The organism is Herbiconiux sp. (assembly GCF_023264895.1).
GTDB lineage: Bacteria > Actinomycetota > Actinomycetes > Actinomycetales > Microbacteriaceae > Herbiconiux.
In genome coordinates this window covers 1-23,022 of the sequence record NZ_JAHFUY010000055.1, presented here as the reverse complement: position 1 = coordinate 23,022, position 23,022 = coordinate 1, and the positions used below count along the sequence as shown (strand labels likewise).

The following is a 23,022-nucleotide window of genomic DNA, read 5'->3' as shown; positions in this document are numbered from 1 at the left end:
ACGCCGACGCCTCAGCCCCGGCGCAGCGTGAGGTAGACCGGCACCAGACCCGCCGCGAGCACCGCCGTGAGAGCGGCCACCGCGAGCGGCAGCGTGATGACCGGTGCCAGCGCGCCCAGACCGAGCACGGGCAGCGAGAGGCCGATGTACGAGCCCAGGAAGAGCGTCGCGAGCGCGCTCGCCCGCTTCTCCGGCGCTGTCAGGGCGACGATCGTGCCCACCGCGGTCTTGAACGCGAGACCCGCACCGACGCCCGCCACCATGCCGCCGACGACGAAGAGCGGATAGCTCGGCAGGAACGGCTGCACCGCGACCAGGGCCAGACCGACCCACAGGGTGACCGCGGCCGCCTTCACGCGGTGCTGCGCCGGGATCCGGCCCGCGAGCGCCTGCGCCACCGCCCCCGCGGCGAACACCGCGAAGACCGTCGCCCCCGTGAGGGCCGTGGCCGTGATGCCGAAGACGTCGCCGAGCAGCTGCGGCGCGAGCGATGAGAACACACCGAACACGCTGAAGCTGATGAGACCGAGGGCGATCGCCGCGAGGTGCGCGCCCGGGCGCGTGGGGTGCAGGGCGAGGCGCTGCGGGCGGTAGCGCACCGTCTTGGCCGGGAGCCCCGCCGTCTCGGGCGTGAGCACCAGGAGCGGCACGGCCGCCACGAGCAGGAGGGCGAAGAGGACGTAGGGCCAGATGAGCGGGGCCGGGGCGAACTGCGCCACGACTCCGGAGACGAGCGGGCCGAGACCCAAGCCACCGATGTTCGCGAAGACCGCGACCGTCTCGGCGACGCCCGGCGTGCCGTTCGGCCGGTGCGCCGAGCGCAGGGCCGTGAGGGCCGCCGTGGCGGTGGCGGTGAGCACACCGACCGCCAGCCCCGTGGTGAAGCGTGCGATCAGGAGCACCGTGAGGTCGGTGCTGCTGAGGAACAGGGCCGTCGAGACGAGCGCGACACCGAGCGAACTCCACAGCAGGGGCTTGCGGCCGTACCAGTCGGAGATGTGCCCGGCGAGGAAGAGGCTCAGCAGCACTCCCAGCGCGTACATCGAGAAGATGACCGTCACGGTGCTCGAACCGAAGCCGCCCGCCTGCTCGTAGAGCGGATACAGGGGGGTGGGCACCGTGGAGAACGCCATGATCGCGACGAACGTGTAGGCCACACCCCAGAAGCCGAGGCCCGCGCGGCGGCGGGTGCGGTCGCGGTCCGCCGAACGGGTGCCGTGCCGGGTGGTGTGGGGGCCGGCGACGGCGGGCGTCGGGCGGGTGTCGGGGTGTTCGCGCAGGTCTGTCATGGGTCTCTCTCGTCGGGGCTGACAGAGGGTTCAACACCGGGCGGGGCCTCCCATTCCGCGATGAGGACGATGGAAAACGATAGGTTTCATCTATGCGCGAGATGGATCGGGAACCGTGGAACTGAAGCAGCTCGAGTACTTCGTGGCCGCCGCCGACGAGCTCAACTTCACCCGCGCGGCCCGCCGCCTGCACGTGGTGCAGTCGGCCATCTCGAGCTCGGTGCGCCAGCTCGAGACCGAGCTCGGCGCGGCGCTGTTCGAGCGCACCACCCGCCGGATGCGGCTCACGCCCGCAGGCGGCGAGCTGCTCGAGCGCGCCCGGGCGATCCTCGGCCTGGTCGACGAGGCGCGCGCCGCGGCCTCACCGAGCCGCGAACTGCGGGGTGCGGTCTCGCTCGGCGTCATCCAGGGAGCCTGGACGGGCATGGGCGAGTCGATCCGGGCCATGCGGGCCGCGCATCCGCTCGTCGCGCTTCGACTCCGGCAGGCTCCGGTGGCCACCATCCTCGACGACGTCGACCGGGGCCGGCTGGACCTCGGCGTCGTGCCCCTTCCGCCGGACGCCCGTCCCGGCCGAGCGCACGGACTCCACCGCGAGCCGATGATGCTCGTGACGGCCGAGGGCGACGAGCTCGAGGGGCCCGTGCGGATCGCCGAGCTGGACGGGCGCGACTTCGTCGACGTGGCACCCGAGTGGGCCCTCCGCCGCGTGGTCGACGACGCCTTCGCCGCGGCCGGCGCACAGCGCACGACGACGTGCGAGGTCAACGACCTCGGGGTGGCCGCCGAACTCGTGGCCTCCGGCCTCGGGCTCATGATCGTGCCAGAGCGCATGGTCGAGGGGCGGCCCGGGCTCCGACGGATCGCGTTGCGGGACGCGCCGGAGTGGCGGATCGGCGTGGTGACGGGGCCCCGGGTCACGCCCGCCGCGCGAGCCCTGCTGGAGACGATCACGAGAGGTGCCGACTCGCCCGGGGACTAGGTGGAGGTGGTGCCGCCCTCCGGCCAGGCCCGCCGAGCCGCATCGATGACCGCCTGCGACCGCGGCGAGGGCCGGATGCGCGCCGACCACGCCACCGTCACGTACTCGAGCGGCAGCCCGGTCTCGAGCGGCCGCACCGCGAGAGGGCAGCCCTCGTAGCTCGTGTCGCCCGCCGGCTGCTGGATGTGGATCGTGTAGCCGAGGCCCCGCCCCACGAGCGACCGCGCGAGCTCGAACGTGGGAGCGCGGAAGGCGATGCGGGGCTTGATGCCGGCACGGTTGAACATCGAGTACGCGTGCGTGGCCCCGGGCTCGGTCGTGAGCATGACGAAGTCCTCGTCGGCGAGGTCCCGCATCTCCACCCGATCCTGGGCGGCCAGCCGATGCGCCCGCGGCAGCACCACCTGCACGGGCATGGGCTTCAGCCGCACGCTCGTGAGCTCGGCGGGCAGGCGGTGGTCGAGGCTCACGGCGAGGTCGACCTCGCCCGTGGCCACTCGCGGCCAGAACGACTCCTCGAGCGCGATCTCGACCTCGATCGTGAGAGCGGGGTGCACGACGGCGAGATCCTGCAGGATCGGCGGCAGCACCGTGGGCGCGAGCTCCTCGCCGCAGCCCACCACGACGGTCCCCGAGAGCGGCGCCCTCCGCCCGCTGACCTCCTGCTCGATGTCGGCCGTCTCGTGCAGGAGCTCGCGCGCCCGCTCGCGCAGGAGACGCCCGCTCGAGGTGAGGGTGATGCCGTGCGAGCGGCGGCGGGTGCACAGCTGCACGTCGAGGGCTCGCTCGAGCGCCGTGAGGGTGGCGGCCACCGCGGACTGCGAGACGTGCAGGTGGGTTGCGGCCAGTGCGATCGATCCGGCGTCGGCGATGGCGACGAAGTACTCGAGCTGGCGCAGGTTGAGGTTCGTCAGGTGCATGGTTTCGGTGTCTCCTTCGACACGGGAGAAGCCGTGACGGGCCGCGAGTTCATCGGCGCGTCAGCGGTACTTCCCTCGAAAATACGTTGTTCGACCGATAGTAATCCCGTCTGACGATGTGGTCCTATGGAGCCCACCCGCTCAATGGCGACGGGTGACTCGATGAGGAGTGACACTATGCGAACCACTTTCACGCGCGGCCGCATGCTGCGACCGGCCCTTGCCCTCGCCGCCGTCGGTGCGGTCGTCGTCGGACTCGGCGGATGCGCGGGCGGCGACGCCGGCGGCTCCGGATCCGGTTCGTCCGGCGGCTCGGCCACGGCATCCGGCGACTGCGGAACGCTGCCCGAGGTGCCGCCGCAGGACCCGGAGGGCATCGTCGCCGGGCTCACCCCCGAGACGCAGGCCGGCTACAACGGCTACCCGGCCCCGGTCGAGTCGAGCGAGTTCGCCGACTTCACGGGCTTCGGCGAGGCGGTGCCCATCGGTCTCTCGCTCGGGTCGAACGCCAACTCCTTCACCGACGAGTCGATCACCGAGTTCGGCCGGCTGCTCGAGCTCTCGACCGAGGCGGGGATGACGACGCCCGAAGCCGTGAACTACTGGGCAGCCGACGTGGCCGCGCAGTCGCCCGCTGCGCAGGTGGCCGGCTACCAGGACCAGGTGCGCCAGGGCGCCAAGCTCATCGTGATCGTGCCGCTCTCGGGCGAGGCTCTCGCCCCGGCCGTCGACGAGGCGGGCGCCCAGGGTGTCGTGACCGTCGTCTACGCGGGCTCGATCCCCTCGAAGTACGCCATCAACGTCTACCAGAACCCCTTCCTCAACGTGGCGCAGCCGACCGCCGACGTGCTCAAGGAGACCGGCGGATCCGGCAACGTGCTCATGGTGCACGGCATCTCGAGCTTCCCGATCGACCAGCAGGGCTACGAGGCGGCGAAGGCCACCATCGCGCTGTGCCCGGATGCGAAGATCGCCGGCGAGATCGAGGGCGGCTACGTGACGCCCACGGCCAAGACCGAGACGCTCTCGTGGCTCACCGCGAACCCCGCCGAGGTGTCGGCCGTGGTGCAGCTGAACGCGATGGCGACCGGCGTGATCACGGCTTTCGAGCAGTCCGGCCGCACGGTCCCTCCCGTGACGATGAACACCGCGAGCGCCGGCGACATCGCCTACCTGCACGACAACGCACCGGACGGCTACTACGCGGTGGGCACCGTGGGCGGCGGCGCCTCGCAGCTGAACGCGGCCTTCCGGGTGGGCATGCGCGTGCTCGCCGGCCAGGGGCCGATCACCAACGAGATGATCACCGCCCCGCCGCTGATCACGCCCGACAACGTCGACGACTACTACCAGGACGGCTGGGACATCAACTCCGCCGAGGGCATCCAGGGCGACGTGTTCCCGGACGCGGTGATGTCGGAGTTCTTCACCGCGCCGGCCGAGCTGTCGTTCGACGCCACCGCGGAGTGACGACCGTGGCCGAGCTCGGCGAGCCGCCCGTGGTGAGCGTCTCGAACCTCGCGAAGTCGTTCGGCCCCACGCGGGCGATCGTCGACGCCACCCTGCAGGTTCTGCCGGGCGAGGTGCATGCGATCGTGGGGGAGAACGGATCGGGCAAGTCGACGCTCGTGAAGATCCTGAGCGGCGTGCACCAGCCCGGGGCGGGGTCGCTCGAGGTCGCAGGCTCGCCGGTGCGGTTCTTCCCGACGCCGAGGGCTGCGCAGGCCGCCGGCATCGCCACGGTCTTCCAGGAGGTGCTCACCGTCGACACCCGGAGCGTGCTCGACAATATCTGGATCGGGCTCGAGAGCGTGTCGAACCGGGTGCGCGCAGCCGAGAAGCGCCGCAGGGCGAGTGCCGTGCTCGCCGAACTGCTCGAGCACCCGCCCGCGCTCGACGACGAGGTCGGCGACCTGTCGCTCAGCGAACGGCAGGCCTGCAGCATCGCCCGCTCGCTCATCCGGGAGCCGAAGCTGCTCATCCTCGACGAGGCCACGAGCGCTTTGGACTTCTCGACCAGGAGCCGGCTGTTCGGCATGGTCAGGAGGCGGGCCGCCGAAGGGGCCTCCACCATCCTGATCACGCACCGGATGGATGAGATCGATGAGATCGGCGACCGGATCACGGTCATGCGCTCCGGATCGACCGTGGGCACGCTCGCCCTCGGGGAGTGGAACCCGGGGATCCTCGTGCAGATGATGACGGGAGCGGCCGAGCAGGCCGCCCGCGAGGGGCGGGAGCCCGTGGCCTCCGCCGACTCGCCCGTGGTGCTCGAGGCGCGGGAGCTCGCGCTCCGGCCGGGCGCCCGGCCGTTCGGGCTCAGCCTCCGAGCCGGCGAGGTGGTGGGGGTGGCCGGTCTCGAGGGACACGGCCAGGACGTCTTCCTCAAGGCCCTCGCCGGCCTCGAGCCCGTGGCGGGCGAGGTCGAGCGGGTCGACGGATCGGCGCGCCAGGCCGTGCGCAGCCACCGCGGGGCCTCGCGGCTGGGCATCGCCTACGTGCCGCGCGAGCGCCGCGCGGAGTCGATCTTCGAGTGGATGTCGATCGTGGAGAACTTCGCCATCGCGACCTCCTCGGAGGACCGGCGGGGTCCATTCCTCTCGGAGCGGCGGAGCAGCACGCGGTTCGCGGAGTACCTCGACCTGCTGAAGATCAAGATCGGCCGCGGCGGGGACGCGATCACGACGCTGAGCGGCGGCAACCAGCAGAAGGTGACGATCGCGCGCTGGCTCGCGTCGCATCCGCGGATCCTCATCCTCAACGACCCCACGCGCGGCATCGACGTCAACGCCAAGCGCGACCTCTACACGCTCCTCGACGTGCTCGCGAAGGAGGGCCTCGCCGTGGTGATGCTCTCGACCGAGGTCGACGAGCACCTGGAGCTGATGGATCGCGTGCTCGTGTTCCGCGAGGGGGAGCTCGCCGCCGAGCTGTCGCGGGCCGAGCTCACCCGCGAGCGCCTCGTCGCGAGCTTCTTCGGGGGCCAGGAGGCCGGGAGCGACCCGACCGGCACCGCTACGACCGGCACCACTTCGACAGGCACCGAGAGGCAGGCGTCATGACCATCACCCAGACGGCGGACACCCGCCAGGCCCCCACCGCGGGCACGCGATTCCGCCTGCTGCTGCGCAAGTACTACTTCGCCTTCGCGCTCGCCCTCTTCCTCGCCCTGCTCATCACGAACCTGCTCGTGCAGCGCGACTTCGGCTGGGTGCAGCAGGTCGCCGTGTTCGCGCCCCTCGCCCTGGCGGCCATGGCGAGCACACCGGCCATCCTCGCCGGCCGCGGCGGCATCGACCTCTCGATCAGCCCCCTGATGACGTTCTGCTCGATGGTGTTCGCCACCTGGCTCATCCCGCTCGGGCTCGGCGGCTGGCCGAGCGTGCCGCTCATCCTCCTGCTGGGCGCGGCCGTCGGGCTCGTGAACGGGCTGCTCACGGTGCTCCTGCGCATCCCCGCGGTGGTCGTGACGCTCGCGATGTACTTCGTGCTCGCGGGCCTCAGCCTCCGCATCTCGCCGAGCACGGTGGGGATCGGCGACAACTGGGTGGGCGAGATCGACACCGGGATCGCGGGCTTCCCCGGCGCCCTCGTGCTCATCCTCGTGCCCGTGATCGCGTGGGCCGTGCTCTCGCGCACGCTCTTCGGCCGGCAGCTCTTCGCGGTGGGCGGCAACGACGCCACGGCGCTCTCGAGCGGCGTGGGGGTGCGCTCGGTGCGCATCGCGGCGTTCGCCTTCGGCGGCGCGATCGCCGGGCTCGGCTCGTTCGCGCTGCTCTCGGTCGTGCACGTGGCCGATCCCGGCCAGTCGACGGCCTACACGCTCCTCGCCATCGCGAGCGTCGCGCTCGGCGGCACGACCCTCCTCGGCGGGCGGGGAGGACTCCTGGGGTCGCTCCTCGGCGCCGGCTCAATCTTCCTCGTGCAGTCTCTGCTGACCGTGCTCAAGGTGCCCGCCCAGTGGCTCGGCCTCTTCTACGGGGGAGTGCTCCTCGTCGCCGTTGTGGTCGGCGCCCTGATCAGCCGTTCCGGAAGGACCACCTCATGACCGAGCTCCGCACCGCGACCCCGGGCCCCGGCCCGGCTTCCGACCCCGCCGGTGGCCCGCGCACGGGCGCTCCGACGAGCGGCGGCAGAGGCGGCGGCGGTGCCCGCGCCCGCTCGTTCTGGGAGACGCTCGCCGCCACCCAGGCCCGCTTCCCCGTGGCGCAGGTGGCCCTGCTGTTCGTGACCTTCGCGGTGGGGGCGATCGCCATCGAGGGCTTCGGCAGCTACAACTCCGTGCGCAACATGCTCGTGCTCGCCTCCCTCGTGGGGCTCACGGCCGTGGGGCAGACCCTCGTGGTACTCGTGGGCGGGCTCGACCTGTCGGTCTCCGGATTCATCGTGGCCGGCGCCCTCACGGTGACGCAGCTCGCCGAGATGTACGGCTGGAACTTCGGCACGGCGCTCCTCGTGGCGATCGTGGGCGCCGGACTGCTCGGCGCGTTCACGGGCTGGCTCTGCAACAGGCTGAACATCCAGCCGCTCATCGTGACGCTCGCCATGAGCGCCATCGCGGTGGGTGTCGTGCAGGTGCAGACCGGCGGCGCCCAGTCGGGCTCGGCGCCGGCGTGGCTGTCGCAGCTGAGCGCGCCGGTGGCGACGACCTTCGGCATCCCGATGCCGCCCGTGGTGTTCCTCTGGCTCGCGGTGGGGGTGCTGATGTGGCTGTTCCTCTCGCGCACCCGCACCGGACGGCAGATCTACGCGACGGGCACCAATCCGAGGGCCGCCGACCTCGCGCTCATCCGCACCCGCCGCATCTGGACCGGGGTCTTCGCCTTCAGCGCCATCTCGGCGGTGCTGGCCGGCGTCGTCCTGGCCGGCTTCGCGGGCTCGGTCGACGGCTCGCTCGGTGGGCCGTACCTGTTCCAGAGCCTCGCCGCCGTGATCGTGGGCGGCACGGTGTTCGGCGGGCCCGGCGACTACTGGCGCACGATGATCGGGGCGATCCTGCTCGTCTTCCTCGGCACAGTCATCCTCGGTCTCGGCTTCACCATCCCCGACCGCCAGGTGATGTACGGCGCCATCATCCTGCTCGCCATGGCCGCCTACGGCCGCGAGAAGAAGCTCAGCAGCAGGATCTGACGATGGCGGGCGCACGCGGTGGCGGGCTCATCGGGGCCGTCGTGGACCGGCTGATCCCGGGCGACGAGCACTGGCCGCCCGGGGGATCGACGGCCGCGGTGCGGTTCGTGGAGCAGGCAGTCGCGGACGGCGGCGAGCAGGGCGCCGCCGTGGCCGCGGTGCTGCAGGGCGTCTCGGGGCTCGCAGCCCGGCGCGGCGGGCTCTTCGCGTGGCTCCCGGAGCCGGTGCGGGATGCGGTGCTCGGCGACGTCGAGGCCCAGCCCGGTTGGTCGAGCGGCTTCCGGATGCTCTACGAGCTCGCCTGCGAGGGCTACTACACCGACCCGCTGGTCGAGGCGGTCATCCGCGAGCGCACCGGGTTCGATGCCGCCCGGCCGCTCACCGGGGTGCCCCTCGAGCCCTTCGACGAGCGGCTGCTCGACCGGGTGCGGAGGCTCCCGCCGTCGTACCGGCCGGTGCCGCGGTGACGGGTGAGCCCGACGGGCCCCGTGCCGAAGTGCTCGTGATCGGCGCGGGAGCCTCGGGCGCGTGCGTGGCGTGGTCGCTCGCGCGCGCCGGGGTCGATGTGCTCTGCCTCGAGCAGGGCGACTGGCTGGCAGACGAGGATCTGCCGAAGTCCCACCAGGACTGGGCCGTGCGGAGCCGCCACGAGTGGAACCCGAACCCGGCGCTCCGGCGCGGGCCGTTCGACTACCCCGTGGACAACCGCGGCGGGAACCCGGTGAACACCTACGTCTACTCGGCGGTGGGCGGCAGCGCGGTGGGCTGGGGCGGGGCGTTCTGGCGCTTCTCGCCCTCGGACTTCGCCACGCACCGCACCGACGGCTTCGGCCGCGACTGGCCCTTCGGCTACGAGGAGCTCGAGCCCTACTACGAGATCAACGAGGCGCAGATGGGGGTGTCGGGCGCAGCCGGCGACCCCACGCATCCGTGCACCTCGGCACCGCCCCTGCCCCCGGTGTCGATGGGCTCGATGGGCCACCGCTGGATCGCGGGCTTCGAGGAGCTCGGCTGGTACTGGTGGGTGCAGCACCTCGCCATCGCCTCGCGCGACTACCGCGGCCGGCCCGCGTGCTCCAACCGCGGCTTCTGCACCGCCGGCTGCCCCACGGGAGCGCTCGCGGTGCCCGGAACCACGTACTGGCCCGAGGCGCTCGCCGCGGGGGCCCGGCTCGAGACGCGGGCGCGGGTGCGGCGGGTGACCGTCGACGCCGACGGGCGGGCGACGGGGGCCGAGTACTACGACGCGGCGGGAGAGCTGAGGTGGGCGACCGCGGATCTCGTGGTGATCGCCGGCAACGGGCTCGGCACCCCGAGACTGCTGCTGATGTCGGCCTCGCCCGAGCACCCCGGCGGCCTCGCCAACTCCAGCGGCGCCGTGGGGCGCGGCCTCATGATCCATCCGCAGACCTCGGTCGTGGCGCACTTCGGCGAGCGCACCGATGCGGATCACGGGCCGTGGGGAGCGACCGCGACGACGCGGCACTTCTACGAGACCGATCCGGCGAACGACTTCCAGCGCGGGTTCATCATCACGGCCATGCGCGGTTTCAACCCGCTCGACACCGCGCTGCAGACGGCTCCCTGGGGAGCAGGCCACCACCGCGCCCTCGAGAAGCACCTCAACCATGAGGCGGTGCTGTGGGTGTGCGGCGACGATGCCGCGGAGGAGCACAACCTCGTGCGGCTCGACCACGAGAACCTCGATGCCTGGGGCCTGCCCGGGGTGATCACCGAGTACACGATGTCGGAGAACTCCCGGCGCATGATGGAGACCGGGCTGGCCCGCGCCACCGAGCTCGCCCGGGCCGCCGGCGCCGACTCGGTGCGCTCGTTCGGCCTGGAGTCACCGCACGGCTGGCATCTGCTCGGCACGGCGCGGATGGGGGACGACCCGCGGGACTCCGTCGTCGACGCCCGCAACCGGTCGCACGACGTGGAGAACCTCTACATCGTCGACGGCAGCACGATGCCCGCGGGGGGAACGGTCAACCCCACGAACACCGTGCAGGCCGTCGCGCTGCGGGCGGCCGACCACATGATCGCCACGCGCGAGGAGTGGAGCCGGTCTCTGCTCGATCGCTCGGGGCTCAACCGGCGGTGGCGCGGCGCTCCTGGAAGGCGCTGAGCACCTCGCCCTTCCACGGTGCGATCCAGCGCCGCAGCAGCTTCCACTCGCCGTCGCGCTTCACCACGACGTCGCGGTAGTAGCCCGCCCAGTAGAGCGTGGCGGTGTGCGACTCGACGTCGAACGTCGTGGCGAAGGTGTACGACTTCACCACCCAGTGGTCGGGGCGGCCCTCCGGATCGGCACGGAAGATCCGCGTGCCCTCGCGGTGCTGGTGACCGGGAAAGCCGGGGTCGCCGTGGTATTTCTCGATCAGGTCGCGCAAGGCCTCCTTGCCCGTCATCTTCCAGGTGCTGCCGTCGGGCTGGTCCTCCCAGGCCTCGGCATCCTCGGTGAAGGTGTCGAGCCAGCCCTGGGTGTCGCCCGTGTCGAGCGCCCAGAGATACTCGTTGTAGAGGTCGTCGATGGCGACGCGGTCCTCCAGGCCGGGGCCGCCGAGGCGGGTCGGTTCCGTGCGGTTCGGTTCCGGTTCTGTGCGGGTGTTCGTCATGCGAGGGCTCCTTCGATCTCGGTGCGGATGGTGCTGACGGTGCTGAGGATGAGGTCTGCCGCCTTCTCGCCGATCATCACGCACGGCGCGGAGGTGTTGCCCGAGGGCAGCGCGGGCATGATCGAGGCGTCGGCCACGCGGAGGCCGGCGACACCGTGCACGCGCAGCTCGGGGTCGACGACCGCGCGGGTGTCGATGCCCATCCGGCAGGTGCCGACGGGGTGCCAGTACGACCAGACCTGCTCCCGGACGTACTGCTCGAGCGCGGCTCCCGTGACCTCGAGGCCGGGGTGCAGCTCCTCGGCGGCCCACACCTCGCGGAGGGGGCCGGTGGCGGCGATGCGGCGGCAGAGGTCGACGGCGGCGAGCATCGCGTCCATGTCGGCTCGGGCGCTGAAGTACTGGGGGTCGATGATCGCCTCGGCGTCCGGATCCGCGTCGGAGAGGCGGATCGATCCGACGCTCGCCGGCCTGATGATGCCGGGGGCGATGGTGAAGGCCTCGGGCGGCCCGTCGAGATCGGGCCCGTAGATGGGCACGGAGAAGACCAGCGGCTGCAGGTCGGGGGCGAGCAGGTCGGGCCGGCTCTTCCAGAACAGCTGACTGCCCTGGGCCGGGATGCCGGGAGCGCCCCACGGCGGCGGGCCGTCGATCGTGTAGATGAGCGGCACGAGCAGGTGATCGCTGAGGTTCCTGCCCACCCCGGGGGAGTGCGTGACGACGTCGATCCCGAGGGCGGTGAGCTCGTCGCGGTCGCCGATGCCCGAGAGCATCAGCAGCCGCGGCGAGTCGACGGCGCCCGCCGAGACGACGACCTCGCGGGAGGCCTCGATGACCTGCGTGCTCCTCGACCCGTCGGGGCCGACGGTGTCGACCTCCACTCCCGTGCAGCGGCCGCCCTCCACGACGAGGCGCCGGGCGCGGGTGCTCGTGAGCAGGGTGAGCCGCGGGTTCTCGAGCACGTCGTAGAGGAACGATCGCGCCGTGCTGGCGCGGCGGCCCTCGGCGTCGACCGAGAACTGCACGAGGTTGGCGCCCAGGACCTCGGCGCCGTTGTGGTCGGGGTTCTCGGGCACGCCGGCGGCGACCGCGGAGTCGACGAATGCCCGGTGCAGAGGGCTCGGCTCGTACTGCGTGCGCACGGGCCAGAGCCCGCCTGCACCGTGCCACTCGCTCGGGCCGAGATCCGAGTCCTCACTGCGCAGGAAGTAGGGCAGCACCGACTCCCAGTCCCAGCCGTGGTTGCCGAGGTAGGCCCAGTGGTCGTAGTCGCCGTGGAAGCCGCGCACGTGGATCATGCCGTTGATCGAGCTCGACCCGCCGAGCACCTTGCCGCGGGCCCACGGCACCCGCCGGCCCCCCAGGTGCTCCTGCGGCGCGGTGAGGTAGCGGTAGTCGTCGTCGCTGCCGCCGAGGGCGAAGAGGCGGTGCGGATCGTGGATGTCGGGGTTGTCGTCCATCCGGCCGGCCTCCACGAGCACCACGGAGCATCCGGCGTCGACGAGGCGGCGGGCGATCACGGCCCCCGACGATCCGCTGCCGATGACGGCGTAGTCGGCCGTCACCGCGCGATCCGGATCATGACGCTCTTGACCTGGCTGAACTCCTCGAGCGCGGCGAGCCCCTTCTCCCGCCCGTAGCCGCTGTTCTTCATGCCACCGAACGGGGTCTCCACGTCGAGCGTGCCGAACTGGTTCACGTAGACCTGGCCGGTCTCGAGCCGCGCGGCCACCCGGAAGGCCCGGTCGATGTCCTTGGTCCAGAGGCCCGAGACCAGGCCGTACTCGCTGTCGTTGGCGATCCGCACCGCCTCCTCCTCGTCGGCGAAGGGGATGAGGGAGGCGACGGGGCCGAAGATCTCCTCGCGCGAGGTGCGCATGTCGTTGTCGGCGCCGTCGAGCACGGTGGGCCGCACGCGCTGGCCGGCGGAGGTGAGGTCGTCGACCGCCTCGCCCGTGAGGATGGTGGCGCCCTCCTCGACGCCGAGGCGGAGGTAGCCGGAGACCTTCTCGAACTGGGCCGGGGTGATGATGGGGCCGAGCCCCTCGAAGCCGTCGCCCGTGAGGCGCGCGCGGAGGCGCTCGGCGAACTCGTCCCGGATCGAGGCCTCGACGAGCACGCGCGTGCCCGCCGCGCAGACCTGTCCGCTGTTGGCGGTGAAGCCCCGCACGACCCCCTCGGCGGCGGCGTCGAGATCGGCGTCGGCGAAGACGATGTTGGGCGACTTGCCGCCGAGCTCGAGCACCACCGGCGTGAGGTGCTCTCCGGCCACCGTGGCGACGCGGCGGCCCGTGACGACCGATCCGGTGAAGCTCACCTTGCCCACCGCCGGATGCCGCACCAGCGCCTCGCCGACCACCGGGCCCTCGCCCGTGACCACGTTGAGCACGCCGTCGGGCAGTCCCGCCGCGGTGGCGATCCGGGCCAGCGAGAGCGTGGTGGTGGAGGTGAACTCGGAGGGCTTCACCACGACCGCGTTGCCCGCACCTAGCGCGGGGGCGATGCCGCGGATGCCGGAGTAGACGGGGGCGTTCCACGGTGTGATGATGCCGATCGTGCCGAACGGCTCGCGCACCGAGTAGACGTGCTGATCGGGGCCGAGGTCGACGGTCTGGCCGTGCACGGCGCGGATGATGCCGGCGTAGTACTCGAGGTACTCGGCGACGCCGTGGATCTCCATCGAGGCGCCCGCGCGGGGCTTGCCGCTCTCGGCGATCTCGAGGTCGATGAGGTGCTCGGCCTCCATGAGCCAGGCGGCGGCCACGGCGCGGAGGTGGGCGCTGCGCTCGGCGGGGGAGAAGGCGGCCCACGCCGGGGCCGCTGCACTCGCGGCCTCGACGGCGTGATCGAGGTCGGTGGCGGTGCCCGCGGCGATCCTCGCCACCGTCTCACCCGTGAGCGGATCGCACGAGTCGAGCCAGGTGCCGGTCACGGGATCGTGCTCCCGACCGCCGTACCAGTGTCCGAACGTGCGGACGGGTGCCTCTGTGAGCAGCTTCTCCATCGAGCGCCGACCTCCTCGTTGAACGCTCGCGCCCAGGTCGGCGCTGCTCTCGACGCTAGGAAGGTGCCGTGGTGCCGTCAAACGGTGTTTCGGCGGGAACATCCCCGGCGAGAACGGGGAAGAATGGGGGTGGGGATCCGGAATATACCCTGGAGGGGTATGGTTGGGAGCGAGGACGAAAGGAACGACATGACCGAGTACCTGGTGCAGGGGATGACGTGCGCGCACTGCGTGGCGAGCGTGACCGAGGAGGTGTCGGCCGTGCCCGGTGTCGCCGGGGTCGAGGTGCAGCTCGTGGTCGGCGGATCGTCGGTCGTGACGGTGCAGCCGGCCGATCCGGGATCGCCGGTGAGCGATGACGCCGTCGAGGCCGCCGTGGAGGAGGCCGGCTACCGGGTCGTGCAGTCCTGATGGCGGGTGTCGAGCTCGAGATCGGCGGCATGACCTGCGCGTCGTGCGCCAACCGGATCGAGCGGAAGCTCAACAAGCTCCCGGGCGTGGAGGCGAGCGTCAACTACGCCACCGAGAAGGCGCGGGTGCAGATCGACGCCGCCGTGGCCGACAGCGCGCTGGGCGCGCCCGAGCTGATCGCCGTGGTGGAGTCGGCGGGGTACACGGCGACGGTGCCGGCACCGCCCATGAGCCGTTCCGGGGATGCGGGTGGGGCTGCGGACGGGGCTGCGGGAGGTGGCTGCGGGGGAACGGGGTCCGTCGACGACGCGGCGGCTGCGGCGCTCCGCCACCGCCTCATCGTGTCGGCCGTGCTCGCACTGCCCGTGGTGGTGCTGTCGATGGTGCCGGCGCTGCAGTTCACGAACTGGCAGTGGCTCGCGCTCACCCTCGCCGCCCCCGTGGCGGTCTGGGGCGCGTGGCCCTTCCACCGCGCGGCCTGGGTCAACCTGCGGCACGGCGCCGCCACGATGGACACCCTCATCAGCGTGGGAGTGCTGGCCGCGTTCGGCTGGTCGCTCTGGGCGCTGTTCTTCGGCACCGCCGGCGAACCCGGGATGCGGATGGGCTTCAGCCTGTTCGCCTCCGGCCACGGCGACGAGCTCTACCTCGAGGTCGCGGCCGCCGTGACCGTGTTCATCCTCGCCGGGCGCTACATCGAGCTGAAGGCGAAGCGCGACTCGGGCGCGGCCCTCCGCGCCCTGCTCGAACTCGGAGCCAAGGACGCCGCGGTGCTGCGTGACGGCCGCGAGGAGCGGGTGCCGGTCGGTACGCTGACCCCCGGCGACCTGTTCGTGGTGCGGCCGGGCGAGAAGATCGCGACCGACGGCCTCGTGCGGGAGGGCGCATCCGCCGTCGACCTGAGCATGCTCACCGGCGAGTCGGCTCCCGTGGAGGTCGGTGCGGGCGACCGCGTGGTGGGTGCGAGCCTCAACGTGGGCGGCCGGCTCGTGGTGGAGGTCACCCGCACGGGCGCCGACACCGAGCTCGCGCGGCTCGGCCGGCTCGTGGAGGAGGCGCAGACCGGCAAGGCCGAGGTGCAGCGGCTCGCCGACCGCATCTCGGGCGTGTTCGTGCCCGTGGTGATCGGGCTCGCGCTCGTGGCGTTCGTGCTGTGGCTCGTGTTCGGCGGATCGGTGGAGGCCGCGTTCACGGCGGCGGTGGCGACCCTCATCATCGCGTGCCCCTGCGCGCTCGGGCTCGCGACGCCCACCGCACTGCTCGTGGGCACGGGGCGGGGCTCGCAGCTGGGCATCCTCATCCGGGGCCCCCAGGTGCTCGAGCAGACGCGCCGGATCGACACGATCGTGCTCGACAAGACCGGCACGGTGACGACGGGGCGGATGACGCTGCACCGCACGGTGCCGGCCGCCGGCGTCGACGTCGCGGAGCTGCTGCGCGTGGCCGCCGCCGTCGAGGCGGGGAGCGAGCACCCGATCGCACGGGCGATCGTGGCGGGGGTGGGCGCCTCGGCACCCGGATCCGCGCCCGTCGACACCGCGAGCGACTTCCGCTCGGCCGGCGGCAGCGGCGTGCAGGCGATCGTGGGGGAACGGCTCGTGGTGGCCGGACGGCCGTCGTGGCTCGCCGCCGAGTGGGGCATCCGACTCGACGACGAGCTCGCCGCAGCCGTCGAGGCCGCCGAGCGCGAGGGTCGCACCGCCGTGGCCGTGGGCCGGGACGGTGCCGCCAGGGGCGTGCTCGTGGTGGGCGACACCGTCAAGGAGTCGAGCGCCGCCGCGGTCGCCGAGTTCGTGCGGCTGGGCCTTCGCCCGGTGCTCCTCACGGGCGACAACCCGGGAGCCGCCGCGGCCGTGGGTGCCGAGGTGGGCATCGACGACGTGCGCGCCGGAGTCACCCCGCAGGGCAAGCTCGACGCCGTGCGGGGGCTGCAGGCCGAGGGCCGCGTGGTGGCGATGGTGGGCGACGGCGTGAACGACGCGGCGGCGCTCGCCGCCGCCGACCTCGGCATCGCGCTCGGCAGCGGCACCGATGCGGCCATCGCGGCTGCCGACATCACCGTGATGCGCGACGACCTGGGGGCCGCCGCCGACGCCGTGCGGCTCGCCCGGCGCACCCTCGGGGTGATCAAGGGCAACCTGTTCTGGGCCTTCGCCTACAACGTCGCGGCGATCCCCGTGGCCATGCTGGGGCTCCTCAACCCGCTGCTCGCGGGAGCCGCCATGGCGCTCTCGTCGGTGTTCGTGGTGACCAACAGCCTGCGGCTCCGCGGATTCAGCGCGAGGTCGGCCGGGTCACGCCGCTGACGGCCTTCGCCGCCTTGGCGGCGAGGTGCGGGCCCGCGAGCACGGGCTCGTAGCGCGACTCGCCGTTCGGGCCCGCGCAGGTCGGCAGGCACTCCACGAGCTGCGAGTAGTTGGCGTTGTGGAAGAACGGCATGCTCTGGCGCCGGTTCGACATCCTCGAGCCGGCGTCGGGGTTGACCACGCGGTGCAGGGTCGAGGTCCAGCGGTCGTTCGTCCAGCGCGCCATGAGGTCGCCGATGTTGATCACGAGGGCACCCTCGGTGGAGGGGATGTCGACCCACGAGTCCGAGGCGGCGTCGTGCACCTGCAGCCCGCCGCGGCCGAGCTCCTGCCGCAGGATCGTGAGCGTGCCGTAGTCGGTGTGGGCGCCGGCCCGGAGCTGCCCCTCCTCGGGCGGGAGGGCCTGCTCGGGGTAGTTGATCGCCCGCTGCGACACCGGGGCCGCATCGACCTTGTCGGCGAAGTAGGAGGCGTCGAGCCCGAGGCCGAGCGCGAAGATCGACAGCAGCCGCTCCGAGAGGGCCGTCATCTCGGCCAGGTACGCCTCCCACGCCGGGCGGAGGCCGGGGAGCGACGCCTCGGGCCAGCGGGGCGCCTCGAACAGGGCGGCCTCGGCCGCGTCGGCCGGGCGATGACCGGCGGGCAGCGGGCGGCCGGCGTTGAGCGACTCCTTCAGATCGCCGGGTGCCTTCGCATCCAGCGACTGCGCGAGCGACTCCGCCGCGATCGGGAAGTAGCCGTAGTGGCTGCCCTCGCGCCGCTCGACGGCGAGCTTGTCCTCGAGCGGCAGATCGAAGTAGGCGCGCGTGAGCTGCCAGCAGCGGTCGGCCACGGCATCCGGGACACCGTGACCGACGATCTGGAAGAAGCCGACCGAGCGCAGCGTCTCGTCGATCTCGGCTCCCACGCGGGCGGGGTCGCGATCGATGTCGATCGTGGGCACCTGGATGGACGGGGTGGTCATGCCGAACTCCTTCTCACGGGGCTGCTTCTCGCGGGGCCGCTTCTCGCGGGCCGCATCTCACGGCGCCGCTTCTCACGGCGCCGCGGTCAGCGGGCCGGTGGCCTCAGTCGCGTGCCTTCCAGCGGGGCCGGTCCTCGCGCTTGGCGGAGCTGCCCTGGCGGTCGGGACGGATGTCGATCAGCTTGCCGCTGATGCGGGTGTCGGCGAGCCGCTGCAGCACTTCGCCCGGGAGATCGACCGGCAGCTCCACGAGCGAGAAGTCGGGGCGGATCTGGATGGCCCCGAAGTCTTCACGGCGGAGGCCGCCCTCGTTCGCGAGCGCACCCACGATCTGGCGGGGCTCGACGTGCTGGCGCTTGCCCACCGCGATCCGGTAGGTGGCCTTGGGGCCGGTGGAGGGGCGCTCACGACGCTCGGGGCGGTCGCCGTCGCGGCCACCGCCGCGGGGAGCGCGGTCGCGGTCGAAGCGGTCGCCGCGCTCCGGCCGGTCACCGCGTTCGGGGCGGTCGCGATCCCGGTCGAAGCGCTGCGAGCGCTCGACGTCGGGCGAGAGCAGCAGCGGGGTGTCGCCTTGCGCGACGACGGCGAGGGCCGCCGCCACGTCGGCCTCGGGCACGTCGTGGTGCTCCACGTAGTGGCCCACGATGTCGCGGAACTGCTGGATCTGCTCGGGGTCGGCGAGAGCGGCCGTGATGGCGTCGTCGAAGCGGGTGAGCCGCGTGGCGTTGACGTCGTCGACGCTCGGGAGCTTCATCTCGGTGAGGGGCTGGCGCGTGGCCTTCTCGATCGAGGTGAGCATCCGGCGCTCGCGGGGGGTGACGAAGCTGATCGCGTCGCCCGTGCGGCCCGCTCGGCCCGTGCGGCCGATGCGGTGCACGTACGACTCGGTGTCGATCGGCAGGTCGAAGTTCACGACGTGGCTGATGCGCTCGACGTCGAGTCCGCGGGCCGCGACGTCGGTGGCCACGAGGATGTCGAGCTTGCCCGTCTTCAGCTGGTTGACGGTGCGCTCGCGCTGGGCCTGCACGACGTCGCCGTTGATGGCGGCGGCGGTGTAGCCGCGGGCACGCAGCTTCTCGGCCAGCGTCTCGGTCTCGTTCTTCGTGCGGGTGAAGACGATCATCGCCTCGAAGTTCTCGACCTCGAGGATGCGGGTGAGGGCGTCGACCTTCTGCGGGTACGACACGATCAGGTAGCGCTGGGTGGTGTTGACCGAGGTGGTGGTCTTGTTCTTGACCGTGATCTCTTCGGGGTCGTGCAGGTACTTCTGGGAGATGCGACGGATCTGGGCGGGCATCGTGGCCGAGAACAGGGCCACCTGCTTGTCGTCCGGGGTGTCGGCGAGGATCGTCTCGACATCCTCGGCGAAGCCCATCTTGAGCATCTCATCGGCCTCGTCGAGCACGAGGTACTTCAGCTCCGAGAGGTCGAGCGTGCCCTTCTCGAGGTGATCCATGATGCGGCCGGGGGTGCCGACCACGATGTGCACGCCGCGGCGGAGGGCCGACAGCTGCACGCCGTAGCCCTGCCCGCCGTAGACGGGGAGCACGTGCACGCCGCGCAGGTGCGACGCGTACTTCTCGAACGCCTCGCAGACCTGCAGCGCGAGTTCACGGGTGGGGGCGAGCACGAGGGCCTGCGGGGTCTTCTGCGCGAGGTCGAGCCGCGAGAGCACGGGCAGCGCGAAGGCAGCGGTCTTGCCGGTGCCGGTCTGGGCGAGGCCCACGACGTCGCGGCCGGCCAGGAGAGCGGGGATGGTGGCGGCCTGGATGGCCGAAGGGGTCTCGTAGCCCACGTCCTTGAGCGCCTTGAGGACGCCCTCGGCGAGGCCGAGATCGGAGAACGTGGTCTCGGCGCGGGGAGATTCTGTCTCGCCCGAGTCGGTGGGGGTGGTTGTAGCCATGTTCCCACGGTAGTCCGTGCGGGCGATTTCTTCCGCGTCCGGCGCTCCCGGTAGCGTGAACGGGTGACCGACGAGTTCGAAGTACTCCCTGGAATCTCCGGCGACAGCCGCCACCGCGTGAGCGTGGAGGTCGACGAGGCGCTGCGCTCCGACGTGCGGCTGCTCGGCGGCCTGCTCGGCCGCGTGCTCGTCGAGGCGGGAGGAGACGGGCTGCTCGAGGACGTCGAGCGGCTCCGCGCCCTCGTCATCCATGCCTACGAACGCGACTCGGACGCCTCCATCGAAGACGCCGAGGCGCTCGTGGAGTCGTTCAGCCCTGAGCGCGCCGAGCAGATCGCGCGCGCCTTCACGTGCTACTTCCACCTCTCCAACCTCGCCGAGGAGCACCACCGCGTGCGGGTGCTGCGCGCTCGCGCCGCAGCGGGGCCCGACGCCGAGCGCCCGGACTCGCTGCCGGCCGCGCTCGAGCGCCTCGTGAGCGAGGTGGGCCAGGAGGAGACGGCCGCGCGCCTGAAGTCCCTCCGGTTCCATCCCGTGCTGACCGCCCACCCCACCGAGGCCCGCCGACGCGCCGTGGCCTCCGCCATCCGCCGGGTGAGCGAGCTGCTCGCCGAGCGCGACCAGGCCGTGGCCGGATCCATCAGCGCCCTCGAGAGCGAGCGGCGCCTCCTCGAGGAGATCGACGTGCTCTGGCGCACGTCGCCGCTCCGGACCACGCGGCCCACTCCGCTCGACGAGGTGCGCACCGCCATGTCGATCTTCGACCAGACCCTCTTCCAGACCGTGCCGCGCGTCTACCGCCTGCTCGACGACTGGCTGCTCGCACAGGACGCCGGGCGGGCGCCGGTCGAGGCCCCCGCGTTCCTCCGGCTCGGCAGCTGGATCGGCGCCGACCGCGACGGCAACCCCTTCGTGACCGCCGAGGTCACGCGCGCGGCCGCCGGCATCGCCTCGCAGCACGTGCTGCTCGGCCTCGAGCACGTCGCCGAGCGGATCGGCCGCACCCTCACGCTCGACGGCACCGACACCCCCGCCGACGAGGCGCTCACGGCGCTCGCCGCGCGCCAGGAGGAGCTCGCCCCGCACGTGACCTCCCAGATCGGCACCCGGGCCCCGAACGAGCCGCACCGCCGGGTGCTGCTCGTGATCGCCGCCCGGATCGCCGCCACCCGCGCCGCGGAGTCGGGGGAGTCGTCCCCGCTCGCCTACGCGCGACCGGCCGAGCTGCTCGACGACCTGCGGATCGTGCAGGCCTCGCTCCGGGCCGGCGGCGCCGCCCGCAGCGCCCACGGCGAGCTGCAGAGCCTGATCTGGCAGGTCGAGACCTTCGGCTTCCACCTCGCCGAGCTCGAGGTGCGCCAGCACTCGAAGGTGCACCGGCAGGCGCTCGAGGAGATCCGCGCGGGCGGGGAGCTCGGCGAGATGACCGAGGAGGTGCTCGAGGTCTACCGCACCATCAAGCACCTCCAGGAGCGCTTCGGCCTCGCCGCGGCACGGCGCTACATCGTGTCGTTCACGCAGTCCTCGGCCGACCTGCAGACGGTCTACGCGCTCGCCGAGGCCGCCCTCGGCTCGGCCGAGGCCGCTCCCGTGCTCGATGCGGTGCCCCTCTTCGAGACGTTCGACGACCTGCAGGCCGCCCCGCGCATCCTGAGCGAGATGATCGAGCTGCCCGAGGTGCGGGCGCGCCTGGCCGAGACCGGGCGGAGGCTCGAGGTGATGCTCGGCTACTCCGACTCGTCGAAGGACGTGGGGCCTGTCTCGGCCACGCTCGCCCTCTACGAGGCGCAGTCGCGGATCTCGCGCTGGGCCGAGGAGAACGACATCGAGCTGACCCTCTTCCACGGCCGCGGCGGTGCGCTCGGCCGAGGCGGCGGGCCCGCCAACGAGGCCGTGCTCGCCCAGCCGCCCGGATCGGTCGAGGGCCGTTTCAAGCTCACCGAGCAGGGCGAGGTGATCTTCGCGCAGTACGGCGACAAGACCATCGCGGCCCGCCACATCGAGCAGATGGCCGCGGCGACCCTGCTGGCCTCGAGCCCGTCGAACGAGGAGGCCAACCTCCGCGCCTCCGACGACTTCGCCGGGGTGGCCGCCACGATGGACGTGGCCTCTCGCGCCCGCTTCTTCGAGCTCGTGAAGGCCGACGGCTTCGCCCCCTGGTTCGCGCAGGTCACCCCCATGGAGGAGGTGGGGCTGCTCGCACTGGGCTCCCGCCCCGCCCGCCGCGGTCTCTCGGTGGAGTCGCTCGAAGACCTCCGGGCCATTCCGTGGGTGTTCGCCTGGACCCAGGCGCGCATCAACCTCACCGGCTGGTTCGGCCTCGGCTCGGCGCTCGCCGCCGTGGGCGACCAGGAGGTGCTCCGCGACGCCTACTCGCGCTGGCCGCTCTTCCAGGCGATGATCGACAACGTCGAGATGTCGCTCGCCAAGACCGACCCGCGGATCGCGGAGCGCTACCTCGCCCTCGGCGACCGGGCCGACCTCACCACGCTCGTGCAGGAGGAGATGGAGCTCACGCGCGAGTGGGTGCAGCGCACCAGCGGCCACGCCGAGATCCTCGACGGGCGGCCCGTGCTGCAGCGGGCCGTGCGCCTGCGGAGCCCCTACGTCGACGCGCTGTCGCTGCTGCAGCTGCGGGCTCTTCGCGCCGTGCGGGCCTCGGCGAGCACCGATCCGAACGATGCGCCGCATCGCCTGCTGCTGCTGGCCGTGAACGGCGTGGCGGCCGGGCTGCAGAACACCGGCTGAGCCGTGCCGCCGTAGCGGCGCATCGGCGCGTCGCGCCCGGCGTCGGGCCGAATGGCGTCGCCGCCGAGCGGTCAGTCGGCGGCCGGTGCCTCCGGGTGGGCCTGCAGGTGGGCCTCCGGGTGGGCTTCCGGGTGGGCCAGGATGCGCCGTGCGCGCAGCACGACGGGCAGGTCGACCATGTGCCCGTCGAGCTGGAACGCGGCCGCTTCGGCATCCGGTGCCTCGAGCACGCGCAGGGCCCACGCGCGCTGCGCGGGGGTGGGCGCGAAGCCCCGGCTCACAGCGGGCACCTGCGCCGGGTGGATGCAGAGCTTGCCGCCGAAGCCGAGCCCTGCGGCGTAGCGGGCGTCCTCCTCGGCGACGAGCGGATCGCGGAAGTCGGTCGCCGGCGAGTCGATCGGCGCCCCGAGCCCGGCGAGGCGGCTCTCGAGCACGAGGGTCGACCGGGCGAGCAGCAGCGCCTCGCGTGCCGCGGGGGAGCCGGGGTCGGCGCCGATCCCGAGGTCGACCGCGAGGTCGAGTGCGCCGAGGGCCAGGCGCTGCACTCCCGCGACCCGGGCGAGGGCCCGGGCGTTCGCGAGACCGCGGGCCGACTCGACGAGGGCGATCAGCGGGATGCCGGGCACGCGCTGGGCGATGCGGGAGAGCGCATCCGGATCGGCGGCCTTGGGCACCACGACGGCCCGGAGGCCAGGGGCGCGGCCGTCGGGGCCACCGGGGCCGTCGGGGCCGCCAGGGCCGCCGGGG

The 23,022-nt window shown here is 72.5% G+C and carries 18 protein-coding genes; 10 read left to right on the top strand and 8 right to left on the bottom strand.

Annotation, left to right across the window (positions count from 1 at the left end; genetic code table 11):
- Window positions 1–11: 11 nt before the first annotated feature.
- Window positions 12–1,289: an MFS transporter gene (locus Q0D57_RS11485; RefSeq protein WP_291043475.1), complete on the bottom strand. Its 1,278-nt coding sequence runs from the start codon at window positions 1,287–1,289 to the stop codon at window positions 12–14.
- A gap of 115 nt (window positions 1,290–1,404) precedes the next feature.
- Here Q0D57_RS11485 and Q0D57_RS11480 point away from each other — a divergent pair, with 115 nt between their 5' ends.
- Complete coding sequence (locus Q0D57_RS11480; protein ID WP_291043473.1) at window positions 1,405–2,271, top strand: LysR family transcriptional regulator; 867 nt, start codon at window positions 1,405–1,407, stop codon at window positions 2,269–2,271.
- On the opposite strand, the gene Q0D57_RS11475 is transcribed toward Q0D57_RS11480, so the two are convergent.
- Window positions 2,268–3,191, bottom strand: a complete 924-nt coding sequence (locus tag Q0D57_RS11475; RefSeq protein WP_291043470.1) for a LysR substrate-binding domain-containing protein — start codon at window positions 3,189–3,191, stop codon at window positions 2,268–2,270. The two genes, Q0D57_RS11480 and Q0D57_RS11475, sit on opposite strands and share 4 nt — an antisense overlap.
- Before the next feature lie 177 nt (window positions 3,192–3,368).
- On the opposite strand from Q0D57_RS11475, the gene Q0D57_RS11470 reads away from it, so the two are divergent.
- Genes Q0D57_RS11470 through Q0D57_RS11445 form a run of 6 tightly spaced genes read left to right on the top strand, consistent with a single transcriptional unit; the run spans window position 3,369 to window position 10,449 of the window.
- Window positions 3,369–4,661, top strand: coding sequence for a substrate-binding domain-containing protein (locus tag Q0D57_RS11470; RefSeq protein ID WP_291043467.1), 1,293 nt, complete (start codon window positions 3,369–3,371; stop codon window positions 4,659–4,661).
- Window positions 4,658–6,253, top strand: coding sequence for a sugar ABC transporter ATP-binding protein (locus Q0D57_RS11465; protein WP_291043464.1), 1,596 nt, complete (start codon window positions 4,658–4,660; stop codon window positions 6,251–6,253). Before Q0D57_RS11470 ends, Q0D57_RS11465 begins: the two co-directional genes overlap by 4 nt.
- A complete protein-coding gene (locus Q0D57_RS11460) occupies window positions 6,250–7,239 on the top strand; it encodes an ABC transporter permease (protein WP_291043458.1) in 990 nt (329 codons plus the stop codon). Before Q0D57_RS11465 ends, Q0D57_RS11460 begins: the two co-directional genes overlap by 4 nt.
- Complete coding sequence (locus tag Q0D57_RS11455) at window positions 7,236–8,321, top strand: ABC transporter permease (RefSeq protein WP_291043455.1); 1,086 nt, start codon at window positions 7,236–7,238, stop codon at window positions 8,319–8,321. Before Q0D57_RS11460 ends, Q0D57_RS11455 begins: the two co-directional genes overlap by 4 nt.
- A gap of 2 nt (window positions 8,322–8,323) precedes the next feature.
- The gene (locus tag Q0D57_RS11450) at window positions 8,324–8,788 is read left to right on the top strand and encodes a gluconate 2-dehydrogenase subunit 3 family protein (RefSeq protein ID WP_291043452.1); all 465 of its coding nucleotides are present in this window, start codon (window positions 8,324–8,326) and stop codon (window positions 8,786–8,788) included.
- The gene (locus tag Q0D57_RS11445) at window positions 8,785–10,449 is read left to right on the top strand and encodes a GMC family oxidoreductase (RefSeq protein ID WP_291043449.1); all 1,665 of its coding nucleotides are present in this window, start codon (window positions 8,785–8,787) and stop codon (window positions 10,447–10,449) included. Before Q0D57_RS11450 ends, Q0D57_RS11445 begins: the two co-directional genes overlap by 4 nt.
- Here the strand turns inward: Q0D57_RS11445 and Q0D57_RS11440 are convergent.
- Genes Q0D57_RS11440 through Q0D57_RS11430 form a run of 3 tightly spaced genes read right to left on the bottom strand, consistent with a single transcriptional unit; the run spans window position 10,412 to window position 13,943 of the window.
- Window positions 10,412–10,939: a nuclear transport factor 2 family protein gene (locus Q0D57_RS11440; RefSeq protein WP_291043446.1), complete on the bottom strand. Its 528-nt coding sequence runs from the start codon at window positions 10,937–10,939 to the stop codon at window positions 10,412–10,414. The two genes, Q0D57_RS11445 and Q0D57_RS11440, sit on opposite strands and share 38 nt — an antisense overlap.
- Window positions 10,936–12,504, bottom strand: coding sequence for a GMC family oxidoreductase N-terminal domain-containing protein (locus tag Q0D57_RS11435; protein ID WP_291043439.1), 1,569 nt, complete (start codon window positions 12,502–12,504; stop codon window positions 10,936–10,938). The genes Q0D57_RS11440 and Q0D57_RS11435 overlap by 4 nt, the downstream gene beginning before the upstream one ends.
- The gene (locus tag Q0D57_RS11430; protein ID WP_291043433.1) at window positions 12,501–13,943 is read right to left on the bottom strand and encodes an aldehyde dehydrogenase family protein; all 1,443 of its coding nucleotides are present in this window, start codon (window positions 13,941–13,943) and stop codon (window positions 12,501–12,503) included. The genes Q0D57_RS11435 and Q0D57_RS11430 overlap by 4 nt, the downstream gene beginning before the upstream one ends.
- Before the next feature lie 189 nt (window positions 13,944–14,132).
- On the opposite strand from Q0D57_RS11430, the gene Q0D57_RS11425 reads away from it, so the two are divergent.
- Together Q0D57_RS11425 and Q0D57_RS11420 are read left to right on the top strand one after the other, a co-directional pair.
- The gene (locus Q0D57_RS11425) at window positions 14,133–14,354 is read left to right on the top strand and encodes a heavy-metal-associated domain-containing protein (RefSeq protein WP_291043429.1); all 222 of its coding nucleotides are present in this window, start codon (window positions 14,133–14,135) and stop codon (window positions 14,352–14,354) included.
- Window positions 14,354–16,660, top strand: a complete 2,307-nt coding sequence (locus tag Q0D57_RS11420) for a heavy metal translocating P-type ATPase (protein ID WP_291043426.1) — start codon at window positions 14,354–14,356, stop codon at window positions 16,658–16,660. The genes Q0D57_RS11425 and Q0D57_RS11420 overlap by 1 nt, the downstream gene beginning before the upstream one ends.
- Here Q0D57_RS11420 and Q0D57_RS11415 read toward each other — a convergent pair.
- Both Q0D57_RS11415 and Q0D57_RS11410 read right to left on the bottom strand, forming a co-directional pair.
- Window positions 16,629–17,624, bottom strand: coding sequence for a 2-oxoglutarate and iron-dependent oxygenase domain-containing protein (locus Q0D57_RS11415; protein ID WP_291043423.1), 996 nt, complete (start codon window positions 17,622–17,624; stop codon window positions 16,629–16,631). The two genes, Q0D57_RS11420 and Q0D57_RS11415, sit on opposite strands and share 32 nt — an antisense overlap.
- A gap of 103 nt (window positions 17,625–17,727) precedes the next feature.
- Entirely contained in the window at window positions 17,728–19,527 is a 1,800-nt protein-coding gene (locus tag Q0D57_RS11410) for a DEAD/DEAH box helicase (RefSeq protein WP_291043419.1), read from the bottom strand.
- Between the two features lie 117 nt (window positions 19,528–19,644).
- Between Q0D57_RS11410 and Q0D57_RS11405 the strand changes: the two genes are divergently transcribed.
- Complete coding sequence (locus tag Q0D57_RS11405) at window positions 19,645–22,275, top strand: phosphoenolpyruvate carboxylase (RefSeq protein WP_291043503.1); 2,631 nt, start codon at window positions 19,645–19,647, stop codon at window positions 22,273–22,275.
- Window positions 22,276–22,346: 71 nt separating this feature from the next.
- On the opposite strand, the gene Q0D57_RS11400 is transcribed toward Q0D57_RS11405, so the two are convergent.
- Window positions 22,347–23,022 (bottom strand): aldolase/citrate lyase family protein (locus Q0D57_RS11400; protein ID WP_291043416.1); only part of this gene is annotated, 676 nt, incomplete at its 5' end.